27 protein-coding genes are annotated in these 23,562 nt (G+C 72.6%); 14 read left to right on the forward strand and 13 right to left on the reverse strand.

Translation table 11 applies throughout. The features are described 5' to 3' along the window. Positions 1–77: 77 nt before the first annotated feature. Positions 78–1,142 carry an NADH:flavin oxidoreductase/NADH oxidase gene (locus ACFC1I_RS13535; RefSeq protein WP_376010186.1) on the reverse strand — a complete coding sequence of 355 codons (1,065 nt, stop codon included), beginning with the start codon at positions 1,140–1,142 and terminating at the stop codon, positions 78–80. 41 nt (positions 1,143–1,183) lie between these two features. On the opposite strand from ACFC1I_RS13535, the gene ACFC1I_RS13540 reads away from it, so the two are divergent. The 5 genes from ACFC1I_RS13540 (at position 1,184) to ACFC1I_RS13560 (ending at position 5,914) form a co-directional block, all read left to right on the forward strand. Further along, positions 1,184–2,047, forward strand: a complete 864-nt coding sequence (locus ACFC1I_RS13540; RefSeq protein WP_376010189.1) for an NAD(P)H-hydrate dehydratase — start codon at positions 1,184–1,186, stop codon at positions 2,045–2,047. A gap of 35 nt (positions 2,048–2,082) precedes the next feature. Further along, a complete protein-coding gene (locus ACFC1I_RS13545) occupies positions 2,083–3,294 on the forward strand; it encodes a hypothetical protein (protein WP_376010191.1) in 1,212 nt (403 codons plus the stop codon). A 57-nt stretch (positions 3,295–3,351) separates the two neighbouring features. Further along, positions 3,352–3,678, forward strand: coding sequence for an MTH1187 family thiamine-binding protein (locus tag ACFC1I_RS13550; RefSeq protein WP_376010194.1), 327 nt, complete (start codon positions 3,352–3,354; stop codon positions 3,676–3,678). Positions 3,679–3,770: 92 nt separating this feature from the next. Next, on the forward strand, positions 3,771–4,988 hold the full coding sequence (locus tag ACFC1I_RS13555) for an MFS transporter (protein ID WP_376010197.1): 1,218 nt from the start codon (positions 3,771–3,773) through the stop codon (positions 4,986–4,988). A gap of 134 nt (positions 4,989–5,122) precedes the next feature. Beyond that, positions 5,123–5,914, forward strand: a complete 792-nt coding sequence (locus ACFC1I_RS13560) for an NUDIX domain-containing protein (RefSeq protein WP_376010199.1) — start codon at positions 5,123–5,125, stop codon at positions 5,912–5,914. Positions 5,915–5,918: 4 nt separating this feature from the next. Here ACFC1I_RS13560 and ACFC1I_RS13565 read toward each other — a convergent pair whose 3' ends face one another. Further along, entirely contained in the window at positions 5,919–7,124 is a 1,206-nt protein-coding gene (locus tag ACFC1I_RS13565) for a homoserine O-acetyltransferase (protein WP_376010202.1), read from the reverse strand. 100 nt (positions 7,125–7,224) lie between these two features. On the opposite strand from ACFC1I_RS13565, the gene ACFC1I_RS13570 reads away from it, so the two are divergent. Then, complete coding sequence (locus ACFC1I_RS13570) at positions 7,225–7,473, forward strand: hypothetical protein (RefSeq protein ID WP_376010204.1); 249 nt, start codon at positions 7,225–7,227, stop codon at positions 7,471–7,473. 60 nt (positions 7,474–7,533) lie between these two features. Here ACFC1I_RS13570 and ACFC1I_RS13575 read toward each other — a convergent pair whose 3' ends face one another. Then, positions 7,534–8,856 (reverse strand): bifunctional o-acetylhomoserine/o-acetylserine sulfhydrylase, encoded by a 1,323-nt coding sequence (locus tag ACFC1I_RS13575; RefSeq protein WP_376010207.1) that lies wholly within the window; start codon positions 8,854–8,856, stop codon positions 7,534–7,536. Between the two features lie 169 nt (positions 8,857–9,025). Here ACFC1I_RS13575 and ACFC1I_RS13580 point away from each other — a divergent pair, with 169 nt between their 5' ends. From ACFC1I_RS13580 to ACFC1I_RS13595, 4 genes are read left to right on the forward strand one after another with little or no spacing between them, the layout of a single operon-like run. Further along, the gene (locus tag ACFC1I_RS13580) at positions 9,026–9,814 is read left to right on the forward strand and encodes an SDR family oxidoreductase (RefSeq protein WP_376010210.1); all 789 of its coding nucleotides are present in this window, start codon (positions 9,026–9,028) and stop codon (positions 9,812–9,814) included. Then, positions 9,811–10,677 carry a metal-dependent hydrolase gene (locus ACFC1I_RS13585; RefSeq protein ID WP_376010212.1) on the forward strand — a complete coding sequence of 289 codons (867 nt, stop codon included), beginning with the start codon at positions 9,811–9,813 and terminating at the stop codon, positions 10,675–10,677. Before ACFC1I_RS13580 ends, ACFC1I_RS13585 begins: the two co-directional genes overlap by 4 nt. A gap of 1 nt (position 10,678) precedes the next feature. Then, positions 10,679–11,371 (forward strand): uracil-DNA glycosylase, encoded by a 693-nt coding sequence (locus ACFC1I_RS13590; protein WP_376010215.1) that lies wholly within the window; start codon positions 10,679–10,681, stop codon positions 11,369–11,371. Between the two features lie 36 nt (positions 11,372–11,407). Next, complete coding sequence (locus ACFC1I_RS13595) at positions 11,408–12,019, forward strand: GNAT family N-acetyltransferase (RefSeq protein WP_376010217.1); 612 nt, start codon at positions 11,408–11,410, stop codon at positions 12,017–12,019. On the opposite strand, the gene ACFC1I_RS13600 is transcribed toward ACFC1I_RS13595, so the two are convergent. The 8 genes from ACFC1I_RS13600 to ACFC1I_RS13635 all read right to left on the reverse strand — a co-directional run bounded on the left by ACFC1I_RS13600 (position 12,020) and on the right by ACFC1I_RS13635 (position 19,771). After that, positions 12,020–12,436, reverse strand: a complete 417-nt coding sequence (locus tag ACFC1I_RS13600; RefSeq protein ID WP_376010220.1) for a hypothetical protein — start codon at positions 12,434–12,436, stop codon at positions 12,020–12,022. Next, positions 12,414–13,490: a M4 family metallopeptidase gene (locus tag ACFC1I_RS13605; protein WP_376010222.1), complete on the reverse strand. Its 1,077-nt coding sequence runs from the start codon at positions 13,488–13,490 to the stop codon at positions 12,414–12,416. Before ACFC1I_RS13605 ends, ACFC1I_RS13600 begins: the two co-directional genes overlap by 23 nt. Positions 13,491–13,667: 177 nt before the next feature. After that, positions 13,668–14,420 (reverse strand): ABC transporter ATP-binding protein, encoded by a 753-nt coding sequence (locus tag ACFC1I_RS13610; protein ID WP_376010872.1) that lies wholly within the window; start codon positions 14,418–14,420, stop codon positions 13,668–13,670. Between the two features lie 41 nt (positions 14,421–14,461). Beyond that, positions 14,462–15,250, reverse strand: coding sequence for an ATP-binding cassette domain-containing protein (locus ACFC1I_RS13615; RefSeq protein WP_376010225.1), 789 nt, complete (start codon positions 15,248–15,250; stop codon positions 14,462–14,464). Continuing rightward, positions 15,247–16,107: an ABC transporter permease gene (locus ACFC1I_RS13620; RefSeq protein WP_376010875.1), complete on the reverse strand. Its 861-nt coding sequence runs from the start codon at positions 16,105–16,107 to the stop codon at positions 15,247–15,249. Before ACFC1I_RS13620 ends, ACFC1I_RS13615 begins: the two co-directional genes overlap by 4 nt. 86 nt (positions 16,108–16,193) lie before the next feature. After that, entirely contained in the window at positions 16,194–17,144 is a 951-nt protein-coding gene (locus ACFC1I_RS13625; protein ID WP_376010228.1) for an ABC transporter permease, read from the reverse strand. Beyond that, positions 17,141–18,658: an ABC transporter substrate-binding protein gene (locus tag ACFC1I_RS13630; RefSeq protein ID WP_376010231.1), complete on the reverse strand. Its 1,518-nt coding sequence runs from the start codon at positions 18,656–18,658 to the stop codon at positions 17,141–17,143. Before ACFC1I_RS13630 ends, ACFC1I_RS13625 begins: the two co-directional genes overlap by 4 nt. A gap of 156 nt (positions 18,659–18,814) precedes the next feature. Beyond that, on the reverse strand, positions 18,815–19,771 hold the full coding sequence (locus tag ACFC1I_RS13635; RefSeq protein ID WP_376010234.1) for an alpha/beta fold hydrolase: 957 nt from the start codon (positions 19,769–19,771) through the stop codon (positions 18,815–18,817). Between the two features lie 67 nt (positions 19,772–19,838). Between ACFC1I_RS13635 and ACFC1I_RS13640 the strand changes: the two genes are divergently transcribed. From ACFC1I_RS13640 to ACFC1I_RS13655, 4 genes are all read left to right on the forward strand, one after another. Beyond that, positions 19,839–20,348, forward strand: a complete 510-nt coding sequence (locus tag ACFC1I_RS13640; protein ID WP_376010236.1) for a carboxymuconolactone decarboxylase family protein — start codon at positions 19,839–19,841, stop codon at positions 20,346–20,348. Then, on the forward strand, positions 20,345–21,097 hold the full coding sequence (locus ACFC1I_RS13645) for a tyrosine-protein phosphatase (protein ID WP_376010239.1): 753 nt from the start codon (positions 20,345–20,347) through the stop codon (positions 21,095–21,097). The genes ACFC1I_RS13640 and ACFC1I_RS13645 overlap by 4 nt, the downstream gene beginning before the upstream one ends. Positions 21,098–21,171: 74 nt before the next feature. After that, positions 21,172–21,648, forward strand: a complete 477-nt coding sequence (locus ACFC1I_RS13650) for an SIP domain-containing protein (RefSeq protein ID WP_376010242.1) — start codon at positions 21,172–21,174, stop codon at positions 21,646–21,648. Positions 21,649–21,774: 126 nt separating this feature from the next. Then, positions 21,775–22,107, forward strand: coding sequence for a hypothetical protein (locus tag ACFC1I_RS13655; protein ID WP_376010245.1), 333 nt, complete (start codon positions 21,775–21,777; stop codon positions 22,105–22,107). A gap of 75 nt (positions 22,108–22,182) precedes the next feature. Here the strand turns inward: ACFC1I_RS13655 and ACFC1I_RS13660 are convergent, their stop codons facing one another. Continuing rightward, positions 22,183–22,641, reverse strand: coding sequence for a Fe-S oxidoreductase (locus ACFC1I_RS13660; protein ID WP_376010248.1), 459 nt, complete (start codon positions 22,639–22,641; stop codon positions 22,183–22,185). Then, the gene (locus tag ACFC1I_RS13665) at positions 22,638–23,474 is read right to left on the reverse strand and encodes an arginase family protein (protein ID WP_376010251.1); all 837 of its coding nucleotides are present in this window, start codon (positions 23,472–23,474) and stop codon (positions 22,638–22,640) included. Before ACFC1I_RS13665 ends, ACFC1I_RS13660 begins: the two co-directional genes overlap by 4 nt. Positions 23,475–23,562: the final 88 nt, after the last annotated feature.

Below are 23,562 nucleotides of genomic sequence, written 5' to 3' on the forward strand. Positions count from 1 at the left end.
CAGAAACAAGATGAGCGGATGCTGCGGCCCTGGGCCGCAGCATCCGCTCATCGCATGTCGTGGCTGATGTCGGAGCGTCAGCGGCGGGCGCGGCGGTACTGCGCGGGCCAGTAGTCGATGTCGACGCCGAGCTCGGCGGCGGCGCGCAGCCCGTAGTGCGGGTCGCGCAGCCACTCGCGGCCGGCCATGACGGCATCGGCGTCACCGGCCTCGAGCACGCGCTCGGAGTGCGCCGCGTCGTCGATCATGCCGACGGCGTTGACCGGCACGCCGGCCTCGCGCCGTACGCGCGCCGCGAGCTCGACCTGGTAGCCCGGACCCGTCGTGATCTGCTGGTGGGCGACGAGGCCGCCGCTGGAGATGTCGAAGAAGTCGGCGCCGCGCTCGGCCGCCCAGCGGGCGACGGACACGGTCTCGTCGGCGTTCCAGCCGCCGTCGGCCCAGTCGGTGGCAGAGAACCGCACGATGACGGGCACGCCGGGGGCCGCACCCGTCACGGCGTCGAGCACCCGCAGCAGCAGCCGCGCGCGGTTCTCGAGCGAACCGCCGTACCCGTCGTCGCGCCGGTTCGACAGCGGCGACAGGAACTGGTGCAGCAGGTATCCGTGGGCGCCGTGCAGCTCGAGCACCTGGAACCCGGCCTCGACGGCGCGACGCGCGGCCGCGGCGAAGTCCGCGACGACGCGGTCGATGCCGGCGAGGTCGAGGGCGACGGGCTCGGCGTACCCCTCGAACGCGATCGCCGACGGGGCGACCGCGGTCCAGCCGCCGTCCTCGGCGGCGACCGATCCGCGACGGCCCGAGAACGGCGACCAGGTCGAGGCCTTGCGCCCGGCGTGGCCGAGCTGGATGCCCGCGACGGCTCCGCGGCGGCGGATGGCGGCGACGATCGGCGCCCACGCGTCCCGCTGCTCGTCGTTCCAGAGTCCGGTGTCCTCGAGCGAGATCCGCCCCTCCGGCGACACCGCCGTCGCCTCGGCGACGATCAGCCCCGCGCCACCCGACGCGAACTGCGCGAGGTGCGTGTGGTGCCACTCCTGCGGCACACCGTCGACGGCGCTGTACTGGCACATCGGCGAGACCCACAGACGGTTGCGCACCGTCACGTCGCGCAGGGTGAGGGGGGTGAACAGGCGGGTCATCGGGCCTCCGGATCGGATCGGGCGCGCGGTACTGTGGCCGCATGGTGAGGGAGTGGACGCGCGCCGATGCCGCGCGCGCCCTGCGAAGGCCAACGGCCGACGACGACAAGTATTCCCGCGGCGTGCTGGGGATGCGCACCGGCTCCGAGGCGTATCCGGGCGCCGCGGTGCTCGGCGTCGAGGCCGCCTGGCGCACCGGTCTCGGCATGGTGCGCTACCTCGGCCCCGACCGCCCGACTGGCCTCGTGCTCGCTCGCCGCCCCGAGACGGTGACCGCCGACGGGCGCGTGCAGGCGTGGGTGATCGGATCGGGAACGGATGCCTCGGCCCGCACGCCGTCCGAGACCGCGACGCTGCGCGGCCTGCTGTCGGACACCGACCCCGTCGTGGTCGACGCGGGCGCGCTCGATCTCGCAGCGGAAGCCACGGCCCCGCGCATCCTGACGCCCCACGACCGCGAGCACGCGCGGCTGCGCGCGGCCCTCGGGCTCGGGCACACTCCGTCGGATCGCGTCGTCGCCGCCCGCGAGACCGCCGAGGCCACCGGTGCCGTCGTGCTGCTCAAGGGCGCGGTCACCGTCGTGGTGGCGCCCGACGGGTGGGCGGCGACGGTCGAGGCGGGCACGCCGTGGCTCGCCACCGCCGGTACGGGCGACGTGCTCGCGGGTGCCATCGGGGCGCTGGTCGCGGGAGCCACGGCGACAGACGAACACGTGGATGCCGCATCCCTCGCCGCGCTCGCCGCCTCGGGCGCGTGGCTGCACGGGCGGGCAGGCGCGCTCGCCGCGCAAGGCGCGAGCATCGCGGGGGCGGCGAGCTCCCCGCCGTTCGGGGACGGGCCGATCACGGCGCTGGACGTCGCGGAGGCGCTGCCCCGGGCCGTCGCGGAGCTGCTGAGCCGCTGAGCTGCCGAGGCGCGCCGCGTCCCTAGGATGGTGGGGTGTGGCGGCGGACGTGGGTGTGGATCGCGTTCGTCCTCGTCCATGCCGTGGTCATCTGGTTCGGGTTCCTCGACAACCGCGGGTCGTCGTGGGACGTGAGCGAGCTCTACCGCTGGTGGGCTGACCGCACCTTCGCGGGGCAGGTCGTCCCGGGCATCACCGAGGACTGGATCTACCCGCCCCTCGCGCAGCTGCCGATCCTGCTCGTGGGACTGCTGCACCGGGCGATCGACTACACGTTCGCGTGGGGCCTCGTCGTCACGGCGCTCGACGCCGCCGCGTTCGCGGTGCTCGTCGGCCGCGGGCGCTCGCGCGGCCGCATGCTCGCCGCATGGCTCTGGCTGGCCGCCATCCTTGCGCTCGGCGGGGTCGGCATGTACCGCCTGGACGCGGTGACCGTGCCGTTCGCCGTCGCGGGTTCGCTGTGGCTCGTCGGCCGGCCGTGGCTCGGCTCGGCGCTCCTCGCGGTCGCGACCTGGATCAAGGTGTGGCCGGCCGCCCTGCTCGCCGCCGCCGTGATCGCGGTGCGCCGCCGGCTCGCGATCGTCGGGGGAGCGGCCGTCGTGTCGGCGGCGGTCGTGATCGCGGTGCTGCTGGCAGGCGGCGGGGCGCACCTGTTCGGCTTCGTCGGCGACCAGACGTCGCGGGGGCTCCAGGTCGAGGCGCCGGTGAGCAGCGTGTACGTGCTGCTCGCGCTCGCCGGGGTGCCCGGTGCCCGCATCTACTACGACGCCGAGATCATCACGTTCCAGGTGGCCGGCCCGTCGATCGACACGGTGATCATAGTGATGACACCGGTGCTGATGATCGGGATGCTGGCGCTCGCGGCCGTCGGCGCGCTCAAAGCGTGGCGCGGCGCGTCGTTCGTGGCGCTCTTCCCGCCGTTGGCGGCGGCGCTCGTGCTGGGGTTCATCGTGCTCAACAAGGTGGGCTCGCCGCAGTACATGACCTGGCTGATCGCCCCCGTCGTGGTGGCGCTCGCGATCGACCGGCGACGGTGGCTGCGCCCGGCCGTGCTCACCCTCGTGATACTCGCGCTCACGCAGCTGATCTTCCCCGTCTACTACGACTGGATCCTCACGCTGTGGCCCGCGGCCGTCTGGCTGCTCGTCACGCGCAATATCCTGCTCGTCGCACTGTTCGTGTGGGTCGTCGTGCGCCTGGCGCGGGTGCCGGTGCGCCGGCCGGTGCGACAGAGCGTGTCAGAGTAGAGGCCGGGCCGCGGCATCCGTCGTCCGTCCCTTCCCCCACTCAGTCGGAGGTTCCCCATGCTCGTCGCCTTCTCCGTCGCACCCAGCGGCACCGGCCGCGCCGACGGCTCGGTGCACGACGCGGTGGCCGCCGCCGTGACGGTCGTCCGCGACAGCGGCCTGCCACACCGCACCACGTCGATGTTCACCGAGATCGAGGGGGAGTGGGACGAGGTCTTCGACGTCGTCAAGCGCGCGACCGACGCCGTCGCGCCGTACGGCTCGCGGGTGTCGCTGGTGCTCAAGGCCGACATCCGCCCCGGCTACGCGGGCGAGCTCGACGGCAAGATCGAGCGCCTCGAGGCCGCGATCGACCGCCAGGCGGGCGCGGCCGACGCCGAGTGAGGCCCTGCCTCCCGACGACTTGATGACGCTCCGCGTCGACGGGGCCCCGAATCGATTCGACACGGGGACGGGGCCGCCGCTAGCATGACGCGGTGACCTCCTCGAATCTGACGAGGGGGGCGGCGACGTGGGCGCTCCTTTCCCTCGCCGTCGGCAGCTTCGGCATCGGCATGACCGAGTTCGTCGTCATGGGCCTGCTGCCGAACATCGGCTCCGACCTGCTTCCGTCGCTCTGGCAGCTCCGCCAGGAGGACGCGATCTACCAGGCCGGCTGGCTCATCTCGCTCTACGCCCTCGGTGTCGTCGTCGGTGCCCCGACGATCGCCGGCGCCGTGGCGAAGTACCCGCGCCATCGCGTGATGATCGGCCTGGCGCTCGCGCTCACGGTCTTCAACGCCCTCACGTTCCTCGCCCCGACGTTCGAGTGGGTGGCGGCATCCCGCTTCCTCGCGGGACTCCCGCACGGCGCGTACTTCGGCATCGGGGCGCTCGTCGCCGCCGAGGTGCTCGGCCCGGGCAAGCGGGCGCAGGGCGTCGCGTTCGTGCTGACGGGCCTCACGGTGGCCAACGTCGTCGGCGTGCCGCTCGGCACCTACCTGGGGCAGCAGCTCGGCTGGCGCGCGGCGTTCATGGTCGTGGCCGCGATCTTCGGCCTCGCGGCCCTGCTCATCGCGTTCTTCGTGCCCGAGCATCCGGGCGATCCGTCGCGGACCCTCCGCGCCGAGCTGAAGGTGTTCCGGATCGGGCAGGTGTGGCTGGCGCTCGGCGTCGGCGCGATCGGGTTCGGCGGCTTCTTCGCGGTCTACAGCTACGTCGCACCGCTCGTGACCGAGGTCGCCGGCTCGCCGGAGTGGGTCGTGCCGCTGGTGCTGGTCGTCATGGGCCTCGGCATGACGGTCGGCAATCTCGTCGGCGGGCATCTGGCCGACGTCGACCTCAAGCGCACGCTGATCGGCGGGCTCGTGGGCCTCGCCGTGGTGCTGGCGCTGCTCGCCGTGACAGCGCAGTGGATCTGGGCGCTCGGGTTCTTCGTGTTCGCGACCGGGCTCGTCGCGTCGGCGCTCAGCCCCACGATCCAGACGCGGCTCATGGATGTCGCCGAGGACAACCAGTCGATCGCCGCGGCGCTGAACCACTCGGCGCTCAACATCGGCAACAGCCTCGGCGCCTTCCTCGGCGGCGCCGTTATCGCCGCGGGCTGGGGCTTCCACGCCCCGGCATGGGTCGGCGTGGGACTCGCCCTCGCCGGGCTGGCGCTCGCGTCGGCGAGCCTCCTGGCCGAACGGCGCCGGGCGGCCGTCGCGGTCTGAGGCATGTGCGCTCCGGTTCACACAGCGACCCTCGCGTCCTCCGAGGTCGAGGGCTGTGTGAACCGGAAGTTCATCGGCGAAAACGGAGCCATGCCCCCGCTGTGATCGATGGGCGCCGTGAGTAGAGTGAGCGGATGCCGCCACCGACGCCGCCCGCGGACCGCGCCCTGCAGGCGCTCGCCGATTCGATCGGCGGTTCGCGGACGCGTCGCCCCGAGGACGCCACCGATCCCGCGATCCCCGTCGCCGCGACGGTCGTGCTCATGCGGGACGGCGCCGAGGGGCTCGAAGTGCTGATGATCGAGCGACCCGACCGTGGATCGTTCGCAGGCGCCTGGGTCTTCCCCGGCGGCAAGCTCGAAGACGGTGACTGCCTCACCGACGCCGAAGCCGAAGCCGTAGCCGAGGAGGCCGTCGCCCGCCGTGCGGCGGTGCGCGAGACCGCAGAGGAGATCGGCCTCGGACTCGACGCCGACGCGCTGGTGACGCTCTCGTGCTGGGACCCTCCGCCCGGCATCGCGCTGCGGATCCGCACCTGGTTCTTCCTGACGCCGGCCGCCACGGGTGCGCTGACGCTCGCTGCCGACGAAGTCGAGACGGCCGAGTGGCTGCGCCCCGCCGACGCGCTCGCGCGCCACGGCCGCGGCGGCTTCACGCTGTACCCGCCCACCTGGGTCACGCTTCACGGCCTGACGGCGCACCCCGACGCCGAGTCCGCGCTCGGCGCGGCGCGGCTGGGCGGCGTCCAGCGCTTCGAGACTGTCGCGCGCCGGGGCGGAGAGGGACCGATCCTGCTGTGGCAGGGCGACGACGAATGGGACGCGGATGCCGCGGGCGCGGCGTCAGACGCCGGGGCCGAGGCATCCGGATCCCGTCATCGGCTGGAGATCGGCGCCCTGCCGTGGCGCTACCAGCGCACCGACTGACGCGTCAGGCTTCGAGGAGGCGCCGCAGGTGCGCGCCGACGGCCGTGGTCTCGATGAGGAAGCCGTCGTGGCCGAAGTCGCTCGAGAGCACCACGGCGCGGTCGCCGTCGAGGGTGTGACGGATGCCGCGCGCGATGCGGTGCTGCCCGTCGATGGGGAAGAGGCGGTCGCTGTCGATGCCGAGCACCAGCGCCTTGGCGGTGACGAGCGCGAGGGCGTCCTCGACGCCGCCGCGGTCGCGGCCGACGTCGTGCGAGTTCATCGCCTCGACGAGCGTGATGTACGAGTTCGCGTCGAAGCGGCGCGTGAACTTGTTGCCGTGGAAGTCGAGGTACGACTCGACGGCGAAGCGCCCGCCGTGGCCGAGCGGGCTCACGCCGGACTGCCACGTGCGCTGGAAGCGCTGGTTGAGCTCGGTGGGGGAGCGGTAGTTGAGGAGGGCCATGCGGCGCGCGAGCGCGAGGCCGCGGTTCGGGCCGTCGCCGTCGCCGGCGTCGTAGTACTCGCCGCCCTGGAACCGCGGGTCGATGCGGATCGCCTCGAGCTGCACCGAGTTGAGCGCGACCTGGTCGGCGGTGTTCACGGGCGGCGCCGAGAGGACGGCGACCCGCTCCACCCGGTCGGGGCGCGAGATCGCCCACTCGAGGGCGTGCATGCCGCCCATCGATCCGCCGACAACGGCCGCCCACACGTCGATGCCGAGCGCGTCGGCCAGGCGCACCTGCGCGGCGACCTGGTCGCGGATCGTGAGGTACGGGAAGCGCGACGCCCACTCGTAGCCGTCGGGACCGATGGAGGCGGGCCCCGTCGACCCCTGGCAGCCGCCCAGCATGTTCGGGGCGACGACGAACCAGCGGTCGGTGTCGATCGGCGCGCCGGGGCCGACGATGTCGTCCCACCAGCCCGAGGTCGGATGCCCCGCCCCGGCCGGCCCGCGCACGTGGCTGTCGCCAGTGAGGGCGTGCAGCACGAGCACGGCGTTGTCGCGGGCGGAGTTGAGCTCGCCCCACGTCTCGTACGCGAGGCGGTAGGCCGGCAGCTCGCGCCCGCCCTCGGTGCGGAACGCTCCGAACGCGGCGAAGTGCCGCTCGCCCAGCGGGTCGCCGTCGCGCCACGCGCCGGTCGCCGGCGGGCGGCCGAGCAGCAGGCGCGCGTCAGCCTCCGTCACGGGCGCGCTCGGCACCGTGTCTTCGGAGGTCTGCCAGTCCATTCGTCCATTCTCACCCGCGCATGCGCGGTGCCGCGGTCTGTTACACGTCGGGCATGCGGCGCGTCACGGTCCGTGCACCCGCGCGTGGCAGAATGCGCGCATGTCGACCGCTGAGCCTTTCATGCCCGCCCACGAGCCGCGCCCGGCGGTGCCGCCGCGCGAGCACGACCTCGACCACGACACCGACGTCATCTTCGACGAGGCCGATGGCTCCGCCGAGGCCGGGGAGCCCTGGCAGTCCGACGACGCCGCGCCGACGCTCCCTCGTCCGGTCCCGGGCGAGCACCTGACGGCCGAGGAGCTCGCGGCGGACTTCGCGGCGGACGAGCCCGGCAGCGACGCAGAATGACGGATGCCGTGTGCCTGCGCGGTGCGCAGGCACACGGCATCCGTGTCCCGAGGAGAGGGATCAGGCGCGAGCGGCCTCCGACACGCGGCGCGCCGCGGCCAGTGCCTGCTCGAGGTCGGCCTTGAGGTCGTCGATGTTCTCGAGGCCCACCGAGAGGCGCACGAGGCCCGGCGTCACACCGGTCGTGAGCTGCTGCTCGGGCGTGAGCTGCGAGTGGGTGGTCGACGCGGGGTGGATGACGAGCGAGCGAACGTCGCCGATGTTGGCGAGGTGGCTGAAGAGCGTCAGCGAGTTGACGAACTCGCGGCCCGCCTCGACACCGCCCTTGAGCTCGAACGACAGCACCGCGCCGACGCCCTTCGGAGCGTAGGTGTTGGCGGCGGCGTACCAGGGCGACGTCGGCAGGCCCGAGTAGTTCACCGAGGCGACGTCGGAGTGGTTCTCGAGCCACTCGGCGATCTCCTGCGCGTTCTGCACGTGGCGCTCGACGCGCAGCGACAGCGTCTCGATGCCCTGGATGAGCAGCCACGCGCTGTTCGGCGAGATCGCCGAGCCGAGGTCGCGCAGCAGCTGCACGCGGGCCTTGATGATGTAGGCGAGGCCGTCGCCGACCGCCGCCGTGTACGAGGCGCCGTGGTACGAGGGGTCCGGAACGGTGAGGCCCGGGAACTTGTCGACGTTCTTCGACCACTCGAACGTGCCGCCGTCGACGATCACGCCGCCGATGGTGGTGCCGTGGCCGCCGAGGAACTTCGTGGCCGAGTGGACGATGATGTCGGCGCCGTGCTCGAAGGGCTTGATGAGGTACGGGGTCGCGATCGTGTTGTCGACGATGAGCGGCACGCCGTTCTCGTGCGCGACGTCGGCGACGCCCCGGATGTCGAGCACGTTGATCTTCGGGTTGCCGATGGTCTCGGCGAAGAAGAGCTTCGTGTTCGGGCGGACGGCGCGGCGCCACTCCTCGAGGTCGTCCTGGTTCTCGACGAACGTGACCTCGATGCCGAGCTTGGCGAGCGTGTACTTGAAGAGGTTGTAGGTGCCGCCGTAGATCGAGCTCGACGACACGATGTGGTCGCCCGCCTCGGCGATGTTGAGCACCGCGAACGTCGCGGCCGCCTGGCCGGAGGCGAGCAGCAGGGCGCCGGTGCCCCCCTCGAGCGCGGCGAGGCGCTCCTCGACGACGGCCTGCGTCGGGTTCTGGATGCGCGTGTAGATGTTGCCGAACTCGGCGAGCGCGAAGAGGTTCGCCGCGTGGTCGGCGTTGTCGAAGACGTACGACGTGGTCTGGTAGATCGGCGTGGCGCGAGCCTTCGTCACCGGGTCGGGCTGGGCCCCCGAGTGGATCTGCTTGGTCTCGAAACGCCAGTTCTCGGGTGCGGACATGGCCTGCTCCTGCGGGATCGGATGCCGGGAGCGTGCCCCCCAGCCGGAATCGAGAGTACGGAGAACCCGGTGTTGTCAACAACGTGGGGGAAATGTGACGTAACGCGCTCGGAGCCCGGAATCCCGGCGGGGGAGTGCTGCCGGGCACGACGTGGGTAGCGTTGTCGTCATGGCGAACAGACGTGCAGTGGTGACCGGAGCCAGTTCGGGGATCGGCGAGGCGGCGGTGCGCGCGCTGCGCGAGACCGGATGGGACGTGGTCGGCGTCGCGCGACGCGCGGACCGGCTCGCGGCCCTCGAGGCCGAGACGGGCGCCGTCGCCTTCGCCGCGGACCTCACGACCGATGCCGACGTCGAGGCGCTGACCGCCTTCCTGGCGGACTCGGGACCGGTGCACGCCCTGGTCAACGTCGCCGGCGGCGCACGCGGCACCGACCGGGTCGAGGACGGCAAGGCCGCGGACTGGCAGTGGATGTTCGACGTCAACGTGCTGTCGGCCCAGCGCCTCGTCGCCGCGCTGCTGCCGCAGCTGCGCCGGGCCGCGGCATCCGATGGTCACGCCGACTTGCTCTTCGTCACCTCCACCGCGGCGCAGACCGCGTACGCCGGGGGCGCGGGCTACAACGCCGCCAAGGCCGGCGAGGCGATGATCGCCCACGCCCTGCGGCTCGAGCTGAACGGCGAGCCGATCCGCGTGATCGAGGTCGCGCCGGGGATGGTGCACACGCCCGAGTTCACCCTCAACCGCCTCGGCGGCGACAGCGCGGCGGCCGAGCGCGTCTACGACGGCGTCGAGAACCCGCTGACGGCGGGAGATGTCGCCGACGTGATCGCTTACGCGCTCAACGCCCCCGGACACGTCAACCTCGACCTCATCACGATGCGCCCCGTCGCGCAGTCGGCGCAGCACCTCCTCGCCCGCGGCCCGCTGCACCCGCGCGGCACGGAGGAGCTGTGACCCTCACCGGCACCGTCGTCACGTATCCCACCGGCGCAGTGGCGTCCCGCGGCACCGTGGTGCACGTCGCCGACGCAGGCGACGGGCGCACGGCCGTCCTGCTCGACGAAACCGCCTTCCACCCGGTCGACACCGCGTGGCCCGACCAGCCCGCCGACCGCGGCACGCTGCGCACCGGCGGCGCCGACCTCGCCGTGATCGACGCGGTCGTCGGCGCGACGCAGGGGGACGCCCTGCTGCTCGGCCCGGACGTCCCGGTGCGCACCGGCACCGAGGGGTGGACCTTCGTGGTCGCGCACCTCGTCGAGGCCGGCACCGCCGTCGCCGTCGGCGACACGGTCGAGGTGGCGGTGGATGCTGCCTACCGCGACGCCCTCTCGGCGGGCCACACCGCGTGCCACCTGGCCTCGCTCGCCCTCGACGCGGCCCTCGCCGGCGCCTGGCGCAAGGAGGCGCCGGCGGACGCGCTCGGCGCGCCCGCGTTCGACGCGCTCGCGATCCAGGAGTCGCGGATCCTGCCGGACGGCTCGCGCGACGTGTACCGGATCGGCAAGTCGCTCCGGCGCAAGGGATTCGACCCCGAGGCGCTGAACGACCTCGCGGATCTCGCGGCCCGCGTCGACGCGCAGCTCGCCGAGTGGATCGCCGCGGGCGGTGCGGTGCGCATCGAGCGCGACGGCGCCGCGCTCGCCGACCGCCGCACGTGGGTGTGCGAGCTGCCGGGCGCCGAGGCGCGGATCCCGTGCGGCGGCACGCACGTCGCGTCGCTCACGGGTCTTGCGGCGGCGACGGTGGCGTTCACCTCCACGCCGGTCGACGGCGGACTGGAGCTCGTCATGACGACGACCGCGAAGCGTGCCTGACATGGCGATGACGCTCCCGGAGCTCGCCGACGCGGGGCTCGTCGACCCCGAGTGGTCGGCGGCGCTCGCGCCGGTGGGTCCCGACATCGCCGCGCTGGGCGAACGGCTCCGCGCCGAGCTCGCCGCGGGGCGCGCGTACCTCCCGGCGGGCGACCGCGTGCTGCGCGCGTTCCAGCGTCCGCTTCCCGACGTCAAGGTGCTCATCGTCGGGCAGGACCCGTACCCCACGCCGGGGCATCCGATCGGCCTCTCCTTCGCGGTCGACGCGCACGTGCGTCCGCTGCCGCGCAGCCTCGGCAACATCTACCAGGAGCTCGAGTCCGACCTCGGCATCCCGCGCGCGCCGCACGGCGACCTCTCGGCGTGGAGCGACCAGGGCGTCATGCTGCTCAACCGCGTGCTCACGGTCGCGCCGGGGGCGCCGGCATCCCATCGCGGGTGGGGCTGGGAGAAGGTGACCGAGCACGCCATCCGCACGCTCGTCGCGCGTGACAGGCCGCTCGTGGCGATCCTGTGGGGGCGGGATGCCGCGAACCTGCGCCCGATGCTCGGCAGCACGCCGATCATCGAATCGCCGCATCCGTCGCCGCTCTCCGCGAGCCGGGGCTTCTTCGGGTCGCGTCCGTTCTCGCGCGCCAACGAGCTGCTCGCCCAGCAGGGCGCCGACCCCGTGGACTGGCGGCTGCCCGCGTAGGGCCGCCGGTCGAGCGCAGACATCGAGGAGGAGCCCATGCTCGAAGAGGAATACGAGAAGGACCGCCGCAAGCTGCCGCGCCACCTGCAGCGGCAGCCCGAGCCCGAGCGGGCGTTCTCGTTCACGATCCGTCCCGTCGAGGATCGCGACATCCCCGACATCCGCGAGATCTACAACTACTACGTCACCAACTCGGTCGTGACCTTCGACGAAGACGTGTGGTCGGTCGCGCAGTGGCGCAAGAAGCGGGACGGCCTCGCGAAGCAGGGGCTGCCCTTCCTCGTGGCGCAGTCGCCGTCGGGTCAGATCCTCGGGTACGCGCTCGTGCAGCCGATGTCGAGCAAGTCGGCGTACCGGTTCTCGGTCGAGAACTCGATCTACCTCGGCCAGGCCGCCACGGGCAAAGGGCTCGGCCGGGCGCTGCTCGAAGCCCTCATCGAGGCGTGCGAGGCGGCCGGGATCCGCCAGATGGTCGCGGTGATCAGCGACAAGGGCGCCGAGGGGTCGGTCGCCCTGCACGAGAAGCTCGGGTTCGTCGAGGTCGGCCGCATGGGCCGCGTCGGCTTCAAGTTCGGCCGGTGGCTCGGCACCATCTACATGCAGAAGGCGCTCAAGCCCGCGAAGAAGAAGGGGCTGTTCGCGCGCTGATCAGCGGTTCGGGCGGTCGGTGCCGGCGCTCTGCCGGCTCCAGTCGCGCACCGCATCGACGAGCTCGCGCCACGCGCCGACGACCTCGTCGTCGGGCAGCTCGGCCTCGCGCGCGTCCGCTCCCGACCACGTCGCGCGGATGAACCACACGAAGCCGTCGGGCAGTGGATTGCTGCGTCGCGTCGCCGGGCGCGGGGGAGCGGCGGGGCGGTCGTCGTCGGCGACGTCGTCGCCGGGCCCGGTGCCCGCCTCGCTCCACGGGCAGCGATCGATGAGGGTGATCCAGTCGGATGCCTCGGCCTCGGGCGGCTGCGCCGACCACCGTCGTGTGATGCCGGCGAAGCCGCCGGTGCGCGCGACGTCGACCTCGACCGCCGGCTGCGCGGCGTCCGGGTCAGGACTGGGCTTCTCGGTCATCCGGGATCACGCCGACGCCGGTCCACCCGGCGCGGACGGCGTCGACCTCCTCCGACTCCTCACCGTACTCCGCGGCCGCCGCGGCGAGGGTGGCGCGGGCGAACGTCGTGAAGTCCGCCGTGGAGGGGAGCGTGCCCGACGTGAGCGTGCGGTACCAGATGAGCCCGGCCCGCTCCCAGGCGTGGCCGCCGAGCGCCTTCGCCGTGAGATAGAACGCATGGTTCGGGATCCCCGAGTTGATGTGCACGCCGCCGTTGTCGTCGCGGGTCTCGACGTAGTCGCGCATGTGCGCGGGCTGCGGGTCCTTTCCGAGCACGTCGTCGTCGTACGCCGTGCCGGGCGCCTTGAGCGACCGCAGGGCGACGCCCTGCACCGCATCCGTGAAGATCCCCTCGCCGATGAGCCACGTCGCCTCGTCGACGGTCTGCCCGTCGCGGTGCTGCTCGGCGAGGGCGCCGAAGACGTCGGCGATCGACTCGTTGAGCGCACCGGACTGGCCGCGGTACAGCAGGCCGCCCTCGTCTTCGATGACGCCGTGCGCGAGCTCGTGCGCGATGACGCTGAGCGAGGTGGTGAAGCCGCGGAACACCTCGTCGTCGCCGTCGCCGAAGACCATGCGCTCGCCGTTCCAGAACGCGTTGTCGTAGTCGCGGCCGTAGTGCACCGTGGCCAGCAGCGAGCTGCCCGAGCCGTCGATGCTGTCGCGCTCGTACGCGTCCCACCAGAAGTCGTACGTCGCGCCGAGCCCGTCGAACGCCTCGTCGACGGAGGCGTCGCCCGTCGCGGGGTCGTCTTCGCCGCGCACGCGCGTGCCCGGCAGCACTTCGCGGTGCTTCGCGTCGGAGATCTCGCGGTCGGGCGCCGGCGTCGCCTCGGCGACGAGCGTTCCCGGCTCCTGGATCGACAGGCGCAGGCGCGATCGCACCGGGCGGTACTCCCGCGGCGCCGCGAGGGTGCGGTGCGCCGCGTCGGCCGCGCGAGCCCAGTTCTCCTCCTGCACGGCGGCGATGCGGGCGAGCAGGTAGGGCGGGACGATTCCGGGGCTCGTGCTCATGCTCCGAACCTATCCGCGGCCGCCGACGTACGCCCCTGCCCACTCACATCCGGCCCGTGCCCGAATCAGGCGATGAGGCGAAAACAGGCCGGATCGCGCGGCATCCAGCCTGAGTTCGCCTCATCGCCTGATTCCAGGACAACGACGGGACGCCGCGACCGGGGCGGCGACCGAGGGTCAGGGTGCGTCGGCGTCGATCACGGGGATCGAGGCCAGCAGCCGGCGCGTGTATGCGACCTGGGGCTGGAGCAGCACCTTCTCGGTCGGGCCCTCTTCGACGATGCGGCCGTCCTTCATGACGACGACCTCGTCGCACAGGTTCTGCACGACGCCGATGTCGTGCGACACCATCAGGAGCGTCAGGCCGTCGCGCACGCGCAGCTCGGCGAGCAGCTCGAGGATCTGCGCGCGCACGGTCACGTCGAGCGCCGACAGCGGCTCGTCTCCGACGAGCAGGCGCGGGCGGTGAACGATCGCGCGGGCGAGCGCGATGCGCTGCCGCTGGCCGCCCGAGAACTCGTGCGGGAAGCGGTCGGCCATGCTCGCCTCGAGGCCGACGTCCTCGAGCACCTCACGGACCCGCGCACGGCGGTCGCCGTCGATCCCGAGCGCCCACAGCGGCTCGCCCACGATGCGACCCACGCTCATACGGGGGTCGAGCGACGCGTACGGGTCCTGGAACACGATCCCCGTCTGGCGTCGCAGCCAGTGCAGCGACCGCGCCGACGCCTTCGCGTCGACCGCCCGGCCGTCGAACTCCACGGTGCCCGCGGTGGGGGCGTCGAGCGCGAGCAACAGGCGCACGAGCGTCGACTTGCCCGAGCCGGACTCGCCGATGAGGCCGACCGCCGACCCCTCGCGCACGTCGATGTCGGCATCCTCGAGGCCCGTCGTGAACGTCCGCTTCTCGAACACCTGCGTCTTCGGCACGGCGTACCGGCGCGTCAGGCCGCGCCCGCGGATCAGCGCGGTCACTCCGCACCTCCTGGCCGCCACAGCGTGGCCGTCGCATCGCGCAGCAGCTCTTGCGTGACGACGGATGCCGGCGCCGAGAGCAGCTGCGACACCGGCGCCTCCTCGACCACGCGCCCCTGCTCGAGCACCACGCCGTGCGTCGCGATCTGCGACAGCACCGCGAGGTCGTGCGTGATGAACACGAGGGACATGCCGTCGTCGCGCGCGAGCGACAGCAGCAGCTCGAGGATCTCGGCCTGAATGGTCACATCCAGCGCCGTCGTCGGCTCGTCGGCGATCAGCAGCCGCGGCCGGCACGCGAGCGCCATCGCGATCGCCACCCGCTGACGCTGCCCGCCCGACAGCTGGTGGGGGTAGCGCGCCACGATGCGCTCGGGATCGGGAAGGGCGACACGGGATGCTTCGGCCACCGCTCGGGCGGCAGCATCCCGTTTCGACAGCCCCTCGTGGATGCGGATCGACTCGGCGATCTGCCGGCCGACGGTGCGGATGGGGTTGAGCGCGGTGCGCGGCTCCTGGAAGACGATGCCGATCTCGTCGCCGCGGAGCTCCGCCAGTTCGTCGTCGGCGAGGCCCAGGATCTCGCGGCCGTTCCACCGCACGCTGCCCGACGCCGTCGCACCGTCGGGGAGGAGCCCGAGGATCGCGAGCGCGGTCAGCGACTTGCCCGAGCCCGACTCGCCGATGAGGCCGACGCGGGCGCCGTCGGGCACGGCGAACGAGACGCCGTCGACCACGCGGCGGCCGGCGATGTCGATTGTGAGGCCCTGCACCTCGAGGCTCACGACACGACCTCCGGGATGTGCAGGCGCGCGCGGCGCGTGGCGAAGGGGCTGCGCGACAGGGTCGGGTCGGTGGCCTCGCGCAGCGCGTCGCCGAGCAGGTTGAGCCCGAGCACCGTGATCGTGATGGCGAGGCCCGGCCACACCACCGACAGCGGGTGCACGCCGATGAACTGCTGCAGCTGCGCGAGCAGCAGACCCCACGACGGCTCGGTCACCGGCGCGCCGAAGCCGAGGTACGAGAGGCCGGCCTCGGCGAGCACGGCCACCGCCATGCCCCACGACAGCTGCACGATGAACACCGGAGCGACGTTGGGGAGGAGGTGCCGCCAGAGGTTCTGTGCCGGGGTGAGGCCGGAGGCGCGCCCGGCGAGCACGAAATCGCTCTGCAGCACGCGGCGGAGCTCCGGGCGCGTCACCCGGGCGATGTTGACGCCGAAGCCGATGCCGACCGCCCAGATCACGACCCACAGCGACCCGCCCCACACCGCCGAGATCATCATCGCGATGATGAGCACCGGGAACGCGATCAGGATGTCGACGAACACCGCCACCGACTCGCGCACCCAGCGCACCGTGAGGGCTCCGAGCGCAGCGAGGGCGACGCCGATCACCGTCGCCACGATCCCCGCGCCGACCGCGACGAACACCGTCGTGCGGGCGCCGGCCATCAGGAGGGACAGGATGTCGCGTCCCGACGCGTCGGTGCCGAGCAGGTGCGGCCATCCCGGCGGCGCCCAGCGGTTCGCGATGTCGACCTGCTGCGGATCGAACGGCGTCCAGAAGCGCGCGATGATCGCCGTCACCACGACGACCGCGACCACGATCAGCCCGAAGCGTCCCGTCGACAGCGCCCACAGCCGGCCGAGCCACGCCCACCGCGAACGGCGTCGCGGTGCCGACGGCGCCGGGGGCGCAGCATCCGTCGTCTCCACTCGATCCGCGCTCACGGCGCCTCCCGTTGCCGGGGATCCATGACCCGGTGCACGAGGTCGACGACGAAGCCGACGATGAGCACGAAGCCGGTGAGCGCGAGGAGCTCGCCCTGCACCTTCGGCAGGTCGCGCGCGGCGACGTCGGCCACGAGCATGCGGCCGATGCCGGGGAGCGAGAACAGCTGCTCGATGACGACGGCGCCGACGATGATGCCCGCCACCTGCAGGCCGAGCACCGTGATCACCGAGAGGCCGACGACCGGCAGACCGTGGCGGATGAGCGCCTGGTCGCGGGTGAGTCCCTTCGCGGCGGCGGTGCGCACGAAGTCCTGGCCGACCGCCTGGAGGGTGGCGCTGCGAACGAAGCGCAGCAGCATCGCGCCCTCGACGATGCCGATCGTGAGGGCGGGGAGGATGAGGGAGCGCAGGGCCGCCCACGGGTCGCTCCAGCCCGACCGTGGGAAGCCCTGTGCGGGAAGCCAGCCGAGCCACACGGCGAAGACCACGACGAGCATCATGCCCGCCCACACCACCGGCACGGCGGCCAGGGTCTGCGCGCCGACGCTGAGCCCGGTGCCCGAGGCGCGCCCGCGCCGCATCGCCGAGAGCACGCCCAGCGGCACGCTGATCACGACGGCGATGACGAGCGACAGGATGCCGAGGGGCACGGTCACCTGCGCCTTCTCGGCGAGCTCGTCGGCCACGCTCGACCCCGTCAGCAGCGACGTGCCGAGGTCACCGCGGAAGAGGCCGCCGATCCAGGCGAGGTACTGCTCGGGGAGCGGGCGGTCGAGGCCGAGTCGCTCCCGGATGCCCGCGACCTGGTCCGGGCTGCTGCCGGTGCCCGCGATGAGCTGGGCGACGTCGCCCGGGAGCACCCGGAGGCTGAGGAAGATCAGCACGCTGGCGACGAACAGCCCGAGCAGGAGCAGGGCGAGTCGGGTCAGCGTGTACCGGATCACCCGTTGCTCTTGGCGATCTCGGCGACGTTCAGGCGCTCGTTCACGTTGATCGAGGGCATACCGGTGATGTTAGTGCCGACCGCCACGACCGAGGCGCCGTTCGCGATCCAGTCGGCCGCGGCGTCCTCCGACACGATCCGCGCGGCCTGCTTCAGCAGGTCCGCCGCCTGGGACTCGTCCGTCGCCGCCACCGACTCGGCGTAGAGCTCCTGCACCTCGGGGTTGTCGTAGGTGAAGTAGTAGTCGGGGTTCGCCCAGTTCTCGAAGTCGCGCGCCTCGGTGTGCAGGACGTAGCTCAGCTCGTAGTCCTTGTTCGTGTAGACGTCGTTGAGCCACGTCGAGAAGTCGACCGAGTTCACGTCGAGCGTGATGCCGACCTCGTTGAGATCCGACACCAGGATCTGCGCGATCGGGATGGAGGTGGAGTAGAACGAGGGGATCGTGAGCGAGAGCTCGAGGCCGTCCTCGTAGCCGGCTTCGGCGAGCAGCTTCTTCGCCGCCTCCGGGTCGTACGGCGCGACGTCGGACAGGTCCTCGTAGCCGGGGTCGAGCTCGGGGATCGGGCCGTACAGCGTCTGGCCGGACGCGGCCGCCTCGACGAACGCGTCGTGGTCGATCGCCTGGCGGATCGCCTGGCGCACGCGCTTGTCGGCGAGCGGGCCCGTCGTCTGGTTGAACGCGAGGGTGCCCTTGTCGGTCGACTTGCCGAGCACCAGCGCGAAGTCGCCGCTCTGCTCGATCTGGTCCTTCTGGTTCGCGTCGAACCCGGTCACCACATCGACCTCGCCCGCGAGGGCCGCGCTCAGGGCGGCCTGCGGGTCGGGGATGTAGTCGAACACGACCTCCGCCGCGGCCGCTTTGTCGCCCCAGTAGGCGTCGTTGCGCGTGAACGTGATGCTGTCGCCCTGACGCCAGGAGCCGAGCACGAACGGCCCGGTGCCGTTCGCCTTCGTCTTGTAGTCGACGGTGTCGCCCTCCTTGAGGACGATGCCGGCACGGCCCGTGAGGTTCCACAGCAGGGTCGAGTCCGGCGCGCTCAGGGTGAGCGTGATGTCCTGCCCGTCCGCGGTGATCGACGTGACGTCGGCGAGGCGCGCCGAGTCCCGCCACTCCGGGGTGTCGCGCCGCGTCGTGAGCGACCACACCACGTCCTGCGGGGTCAGCTCCTGGCCGTCGTGGAACGTGACGCCCTCGCGGAGCGTGAAGGTGTAGGTGAGGCCGTCGGGCGACACGGTCCAGTCGCTCGCGAGCGCGGGCACGATGTCCTGCTCGGGGGTGCGCGACACGAGGCCCTGGTAGACGTTGTCGACGAGGATCTGGTCGACCGCGGCGCCCGCGGTCTCGCGGATGTCGAGGTTCTGCGGCTCGAGCACCAGCCGGATCGCGACCGACGCGTCCGGGTCGGGCTCGCCCGGCGACGTCGGCGCGGCCCCGCCACCGCCGCTGCAGGCGGTGAGGACGAGAAGGCCGGCGGCCATGAGCGACGCTGCGGCGAGAGCGGTGCGACGGAGCATGAAGGTCCTTTCAGGGGTCCCGTGCGGTGCGAGCCCCGGCGGCCAGGGGGTACCGAGCCGGTGCGCCTCTCAGCCTAGGGACATCGCCGAGACGCGCGGGAACCCGCTACCCGGAACGCAACACAAGTGTTAATGCTTCCCGCGTGCGCGGCGGGATCAGGTCGCGGTGACCATCGCGCGCAGGCGTGCCCCCAGCTGGAGCGGGATCTCCTCCTGCACGTTGTGCCCCGCCGGGACGACGGCGACGGATGCTGCGGGCACGCGTCGCGCGAACTCTGCGGCGTCGTCGGGCGTGACGTAGCCGCGCTCGCCGCGGATCAGCGTCGTCGGGGCGGTGACGGCCGCGAGATCCTCCCACCCGGACTCGCCGAGCACCGCCGCGACGGCGTCCTGCTGCGCGGCGGCGGTCGCCGCGGCCGCGGGCGAGGCCGACGCGGCGTTCGCCAGGTGCGCGAAGTGGTGCTTCCACTCGACCCGGCCGTCCGCGCGCACGCGGGAGTTGAAGTACACGCCGCGCTCCGCCTTGCGACGGGTGCCGCCGCCGAGCCCGAAGGCGAGGGCGCGCTCGACGAGCTCGTCGCGCGATGCCCAGTCGACGGGGCCGGCGAAGAAGTCGCGGATCTGCGTGGGACCGGCGTTCGGATCGACGCCGGGGGTGATGTCGACGACGACGAGCTCGCGCACGAGGTCGGGGCGCGCTGCCGCCACGGCCGCGGCGGTCAGGCCGCCGAGCGACTGTCCCACGAGCACTTGGGGGCCGTCGGCCCACGCGTCGATCCCTGCGGCGACATCGGGCGCGAGGGCGCGCGCGATGTAGGCGAGGTCGTCGCGCCACGACGAGTCGCCGTGGCCGGGCAGATCGATCGCGAGGGCGGGGAGGCCGAGGGCCAGGATCGTCGTGTCCCACGTGTGGGCGTTGAGACCCGCGCCGTGGAGGAACGTCACCACCGGTGCGTCGTCGGGGGACTCGGCCGGGATGTACCGCAGCGCGCTGAGGGTGCGTCCGTCGGCGAGCGTCAGCGACAGCCGGTCGCCGCGGGGGACCGGAGCCGGGATGCCGGCCTCTGCGGCCTGCTCGGGAAGGAACGAGAACTCGTCGATGGGGTCGCTCACCCGGCCATCATGCCGCAGCCCGCCGACGCCGGGCCCCGGTGGGGCCTCCCCTGGGTAGTCTGGCGTCATGACGGCAGAACACCGCGTGCACCTCTCGCGAGCGGCGCGACCCGCCTACCAGGCGCTCTCGGCCTTCTCGAAGACCGTGGGCGGCATCGCCGCCGAGAACGGCATCGACGACCGGCTCAAGGAACTCGTGCAGATCCACGCGTCGCAGCTCAACGGCTGCGCGTATTGCGTGCGGGTGCACGTCGAACGGGCGCTCGCCGCGGGCGTCACGGCTGACGACATCGCGCAGCTGCCGGTATGGCGCGAGTCCGGCGTGTTCTCCGACCGCGAGCGGGCGGGCTTCGAGCTCGCCGAAGCGTACGTCTACATCCACCAGGACGGCATCCCCGACGACGTCTACAACCGCGTGGGCGGCGTGCTCAGCGAGAAGGAGTACGTCGGCCTCAGCTGGATCCTGGTGTCGATCAACGCGTTCAACCGCATCGCCATCGCCGGCCGCTACAGCACGCCGCCGCGCGACGACCTGGTCGGCGAAGACAAGGACGCCGCCGCGGGCGCCGCGTGGTGACCACCCCGACTCCGCTCGATCCGGCGCCGGTCGATCCCGTCGTCCCGGGGGCGGTCAACCTGCGCGACGTCGGCGGGCTCCGTGCCGGCGACGCGTCGACGCGCCACGGCGTGCTGTTCCGCTCGGGCAACCTCGCACGTCTCGATCCCGCCGGCACCCGGGCGCTCGCCGACCTCCACCTCCGGCGCATCATCGACCTCCGCGCCGACGACGAGGTCGCGCGCGATCCGAGCCGGATCGCGGGTCTGGGCGTCGTGACCCAGCGGGTGCCCCTGTTCCTCGGGTCGGTGGAGTCGTTCTTCCGCGACGACATCAGCCTCGACGAGATGTACCGGCGGCTCGTCGACGACTCGTCCGAGGGCGTGACCGCCGTGGTCCGCGGCATCCTCGCCGACCAGCCGGTGCTGGTGCACTGCACGGTCGGCAAGGACCGCACGGGCGTGACGATCGCTCTCACCCTGGCCGCCGCGGGGGTCGACGCCGACGCGGTCGTCGCCGACTACGCGCGCACCGAGGGCCTGCTCCCGTCGCAGCGCAACCGCAAGATCGTCGAGCTCCTGCGCGCGATGCACCCCGATGCCGTGCACCTCGAAGACCTCGCCACGCGCTCGCCGGCGCCGGTCATGCGGGCGCTCCTCGACGACGTCGCCCGGCGATACGGATCCGCCGAGGAGTATCTGCGCGCGCACGGCCTCGCCGACGACGAGATCTCCGAGCTGCGCCGCGTCCTGGTGCGGCGCGACGCGTAGGGACGAGGCATCCACTCGTCACCATCGGCAATGAGGTTAGGCAACCCTTCGTCAGCGGTTATAGTGGAGGGGTCATGGTCCAGAACATCCAGCCTCACAGCGTCGCGCACAACGCGTCGGCGTGCCGCGCGTCGCGCCACACGCGCGTGCAGCACCTGATCACGGCCGACGAGTCGTCGCTGGCCGAGCTCGAGGCCATGCTCGCGACGCTGCCGATCTGCTCGACCGGCCGGGTGTTCATCGAGATTCCGGATGCCTCGTGGCTGGCGCACGTCGTCGCCCCGAGCCGCATGGTCGTGACGTGGCTCGACCGCTCGCAGCGCTCCGGCGCGCCCGGCACGGGTCGCGGCTGCGCGTCGGGCGTCGCGCTGACGCGCGCCGTGACCGCGTGGGCCGACGAGATGCTCTGCACCGATGGCGACGAGACGCGCATCCACCTGCTGGGCGGCTATCTCGGCACGGCCGACATCGTCGACCACCTCGTCGGGCTGGGCATCGCCACCGACGCGATCCACACCCCCGCGCAGTACGGCCTCGCCACTGCGCGCTGACGCCTCGCCTCGCTCACAGCCTAGGTATTGCTGCGGTATTTCCCCTATTGACCGCGCCTCGGCCCGGGAGTTCGATGGCCGCGGGCGAGTGCGACGCCCGCCCGCAGCTACTGGAGGGGGCGCATCATGCGCAGGAAGATCATGCTGGGCATCGCCGTGGGGGCGGTGCTGGTGTTCGGCTCAGCGGGCGGAGCGTTCGCGGGTGAGTACAACGCCAACGGCCAGGCGACGGGTGCGCGCAGCAACGCGAACTCGCCGTGCGCGTTCTCCGGACTGGAGGACCACGAATCCGACGGCTCGGGGGTGGAGCGCGGAGAGACCCAGAACTGGGGTCAGTTCGATCAGGCGGTGCGCAAGGCCGTCAGTCAGCGCGGCGGAGGCGCTGCCGACGTCGTCCTGACGACTCCCGAGGGCGAGCTGGCCTGGGGCTGCAACGCCCACCTGCACGGACAGAAGTGATCCGGTGAGCGGCGCGACCGGACTCGCCCGGTCGCGTTCCGCCCCCGGTCGACAGGTGTGCGTCGGAGCTGGGCGTCAGGCGGCGCCGCGCGGCACGTAGTTGCCGTCGGCGAGGCCCGCCTCGATCTCGAACCGGTTGCGCAGCGGGTTGCGGCCGGCCAGCAGGTAGAGCACGGGCATGAGCAGCCCGTAGCGCTGCCATTGGCGCTTGTGCACGGCCTCGTGGCGCAGCAGCGCCTCGGTGATGCGGCCGTCGCCGGTGAGGAAGCATCCGCCGACGCACGATCCGCCGCGCGGGAACGTCCACCGCGGCATGCCGCGGAACACCCACAGGCCCTCGCGCTTCTCGACAGGCCCGGTGCTCCAGAGCGTTCCCCAGACCCAGCCCACCGTGCAGCCGTACCAGTACCCGACGCGGCTGATGGGCGAGTCCAGGAGGAACGAGGGGATGGCGTCGTCGATGCGCCTGCCCCGGATCACGGCGCGCTCGGCGGCGGCGCGCCACCCCGCCGGTGGCGTGGGGATGGGGCTCACGCGAGCGCCCCGATCACGCGCAGGATCGCGCCCAGGTCGTCGGTGGCCGCGGCGAGCGAGGCGGGGGAGTAGCCGGCGAGCGAGGCGCCCGCCAGCGGCACGCGCTCACGCAGGCGCGCGACCGCGACCGTCAGCTCGGCCACGGTGACGCCGAACGGCTCGGGGTGGGCGTTGCCGGCGATCTCGGCGGGATCCAGCGCGTCGATGTCGATGTGGATGTACACCGCGTCGGCCCCGGTCGCGAGCACGGCGTCGGCGAGTGCGTCGGCGTCGCGGAGCGCGTCGACAGTGAGGGCGGCGATGCCGCGCTCCGTCACGAGGTCCAGTTCGGGATCGTCGAACGAGCGGGCTCCGCCGACGACCACGCGCTCGGCGGCGATCGTGCCGGCCGGCAGCGACATGCCCGGATCGACGTCGCCGAGCACGGCGCGCAGCGCCATGCCCGCGAAGGCGCCCGAGGGCGACGAGTCCGGCGAGTTGAGGTCGGGGTGCGCGTCGATCCAGACGACCGCGAGCCCGGGGGAGCGTCGGGCCGCGTGCGCGATGGGTGCGAGCGCGATGCCGCAGTCGCCGCCGATCGTGAGCACGTGCTCGCCGGGAGCCGCGGCGTCGTGCGCGTCGAGCGCCTGCGCGACCATCCCGTGCACGCGCTGCAGGGCGCTGAGGCGGTGGATGCCGGTGCCCAGCGACTCTCCGGCCTCCATGGGCACGTCGAGCACCGTGGTCGAGGACCGGGGGAGGTCTCCCGCGATCGCCTGGGCGCCGTCGATGAGCTGCATCGCGCGGGAGGACGGGCTTCCCTGCCACTGCGGGACCACGAGGTAACGCGTCATCCCCTCATCTTCGCGCAGACCGCGGGCCGAGGCATCCGTCCCGCCGTCCGTTCGCTGGAGGCAGACGCGAGGGGCGCCGGATCCGTGC

Source organism: Microbacterium sp. NPDC056044 (assembly GCF_042267145.1).
Classification (GTDB): domain Bacteria; phylum Actinomycetota; class Actinomycetes; order Actinomycetales; family Microbacteriaceae; genus Microbacterium.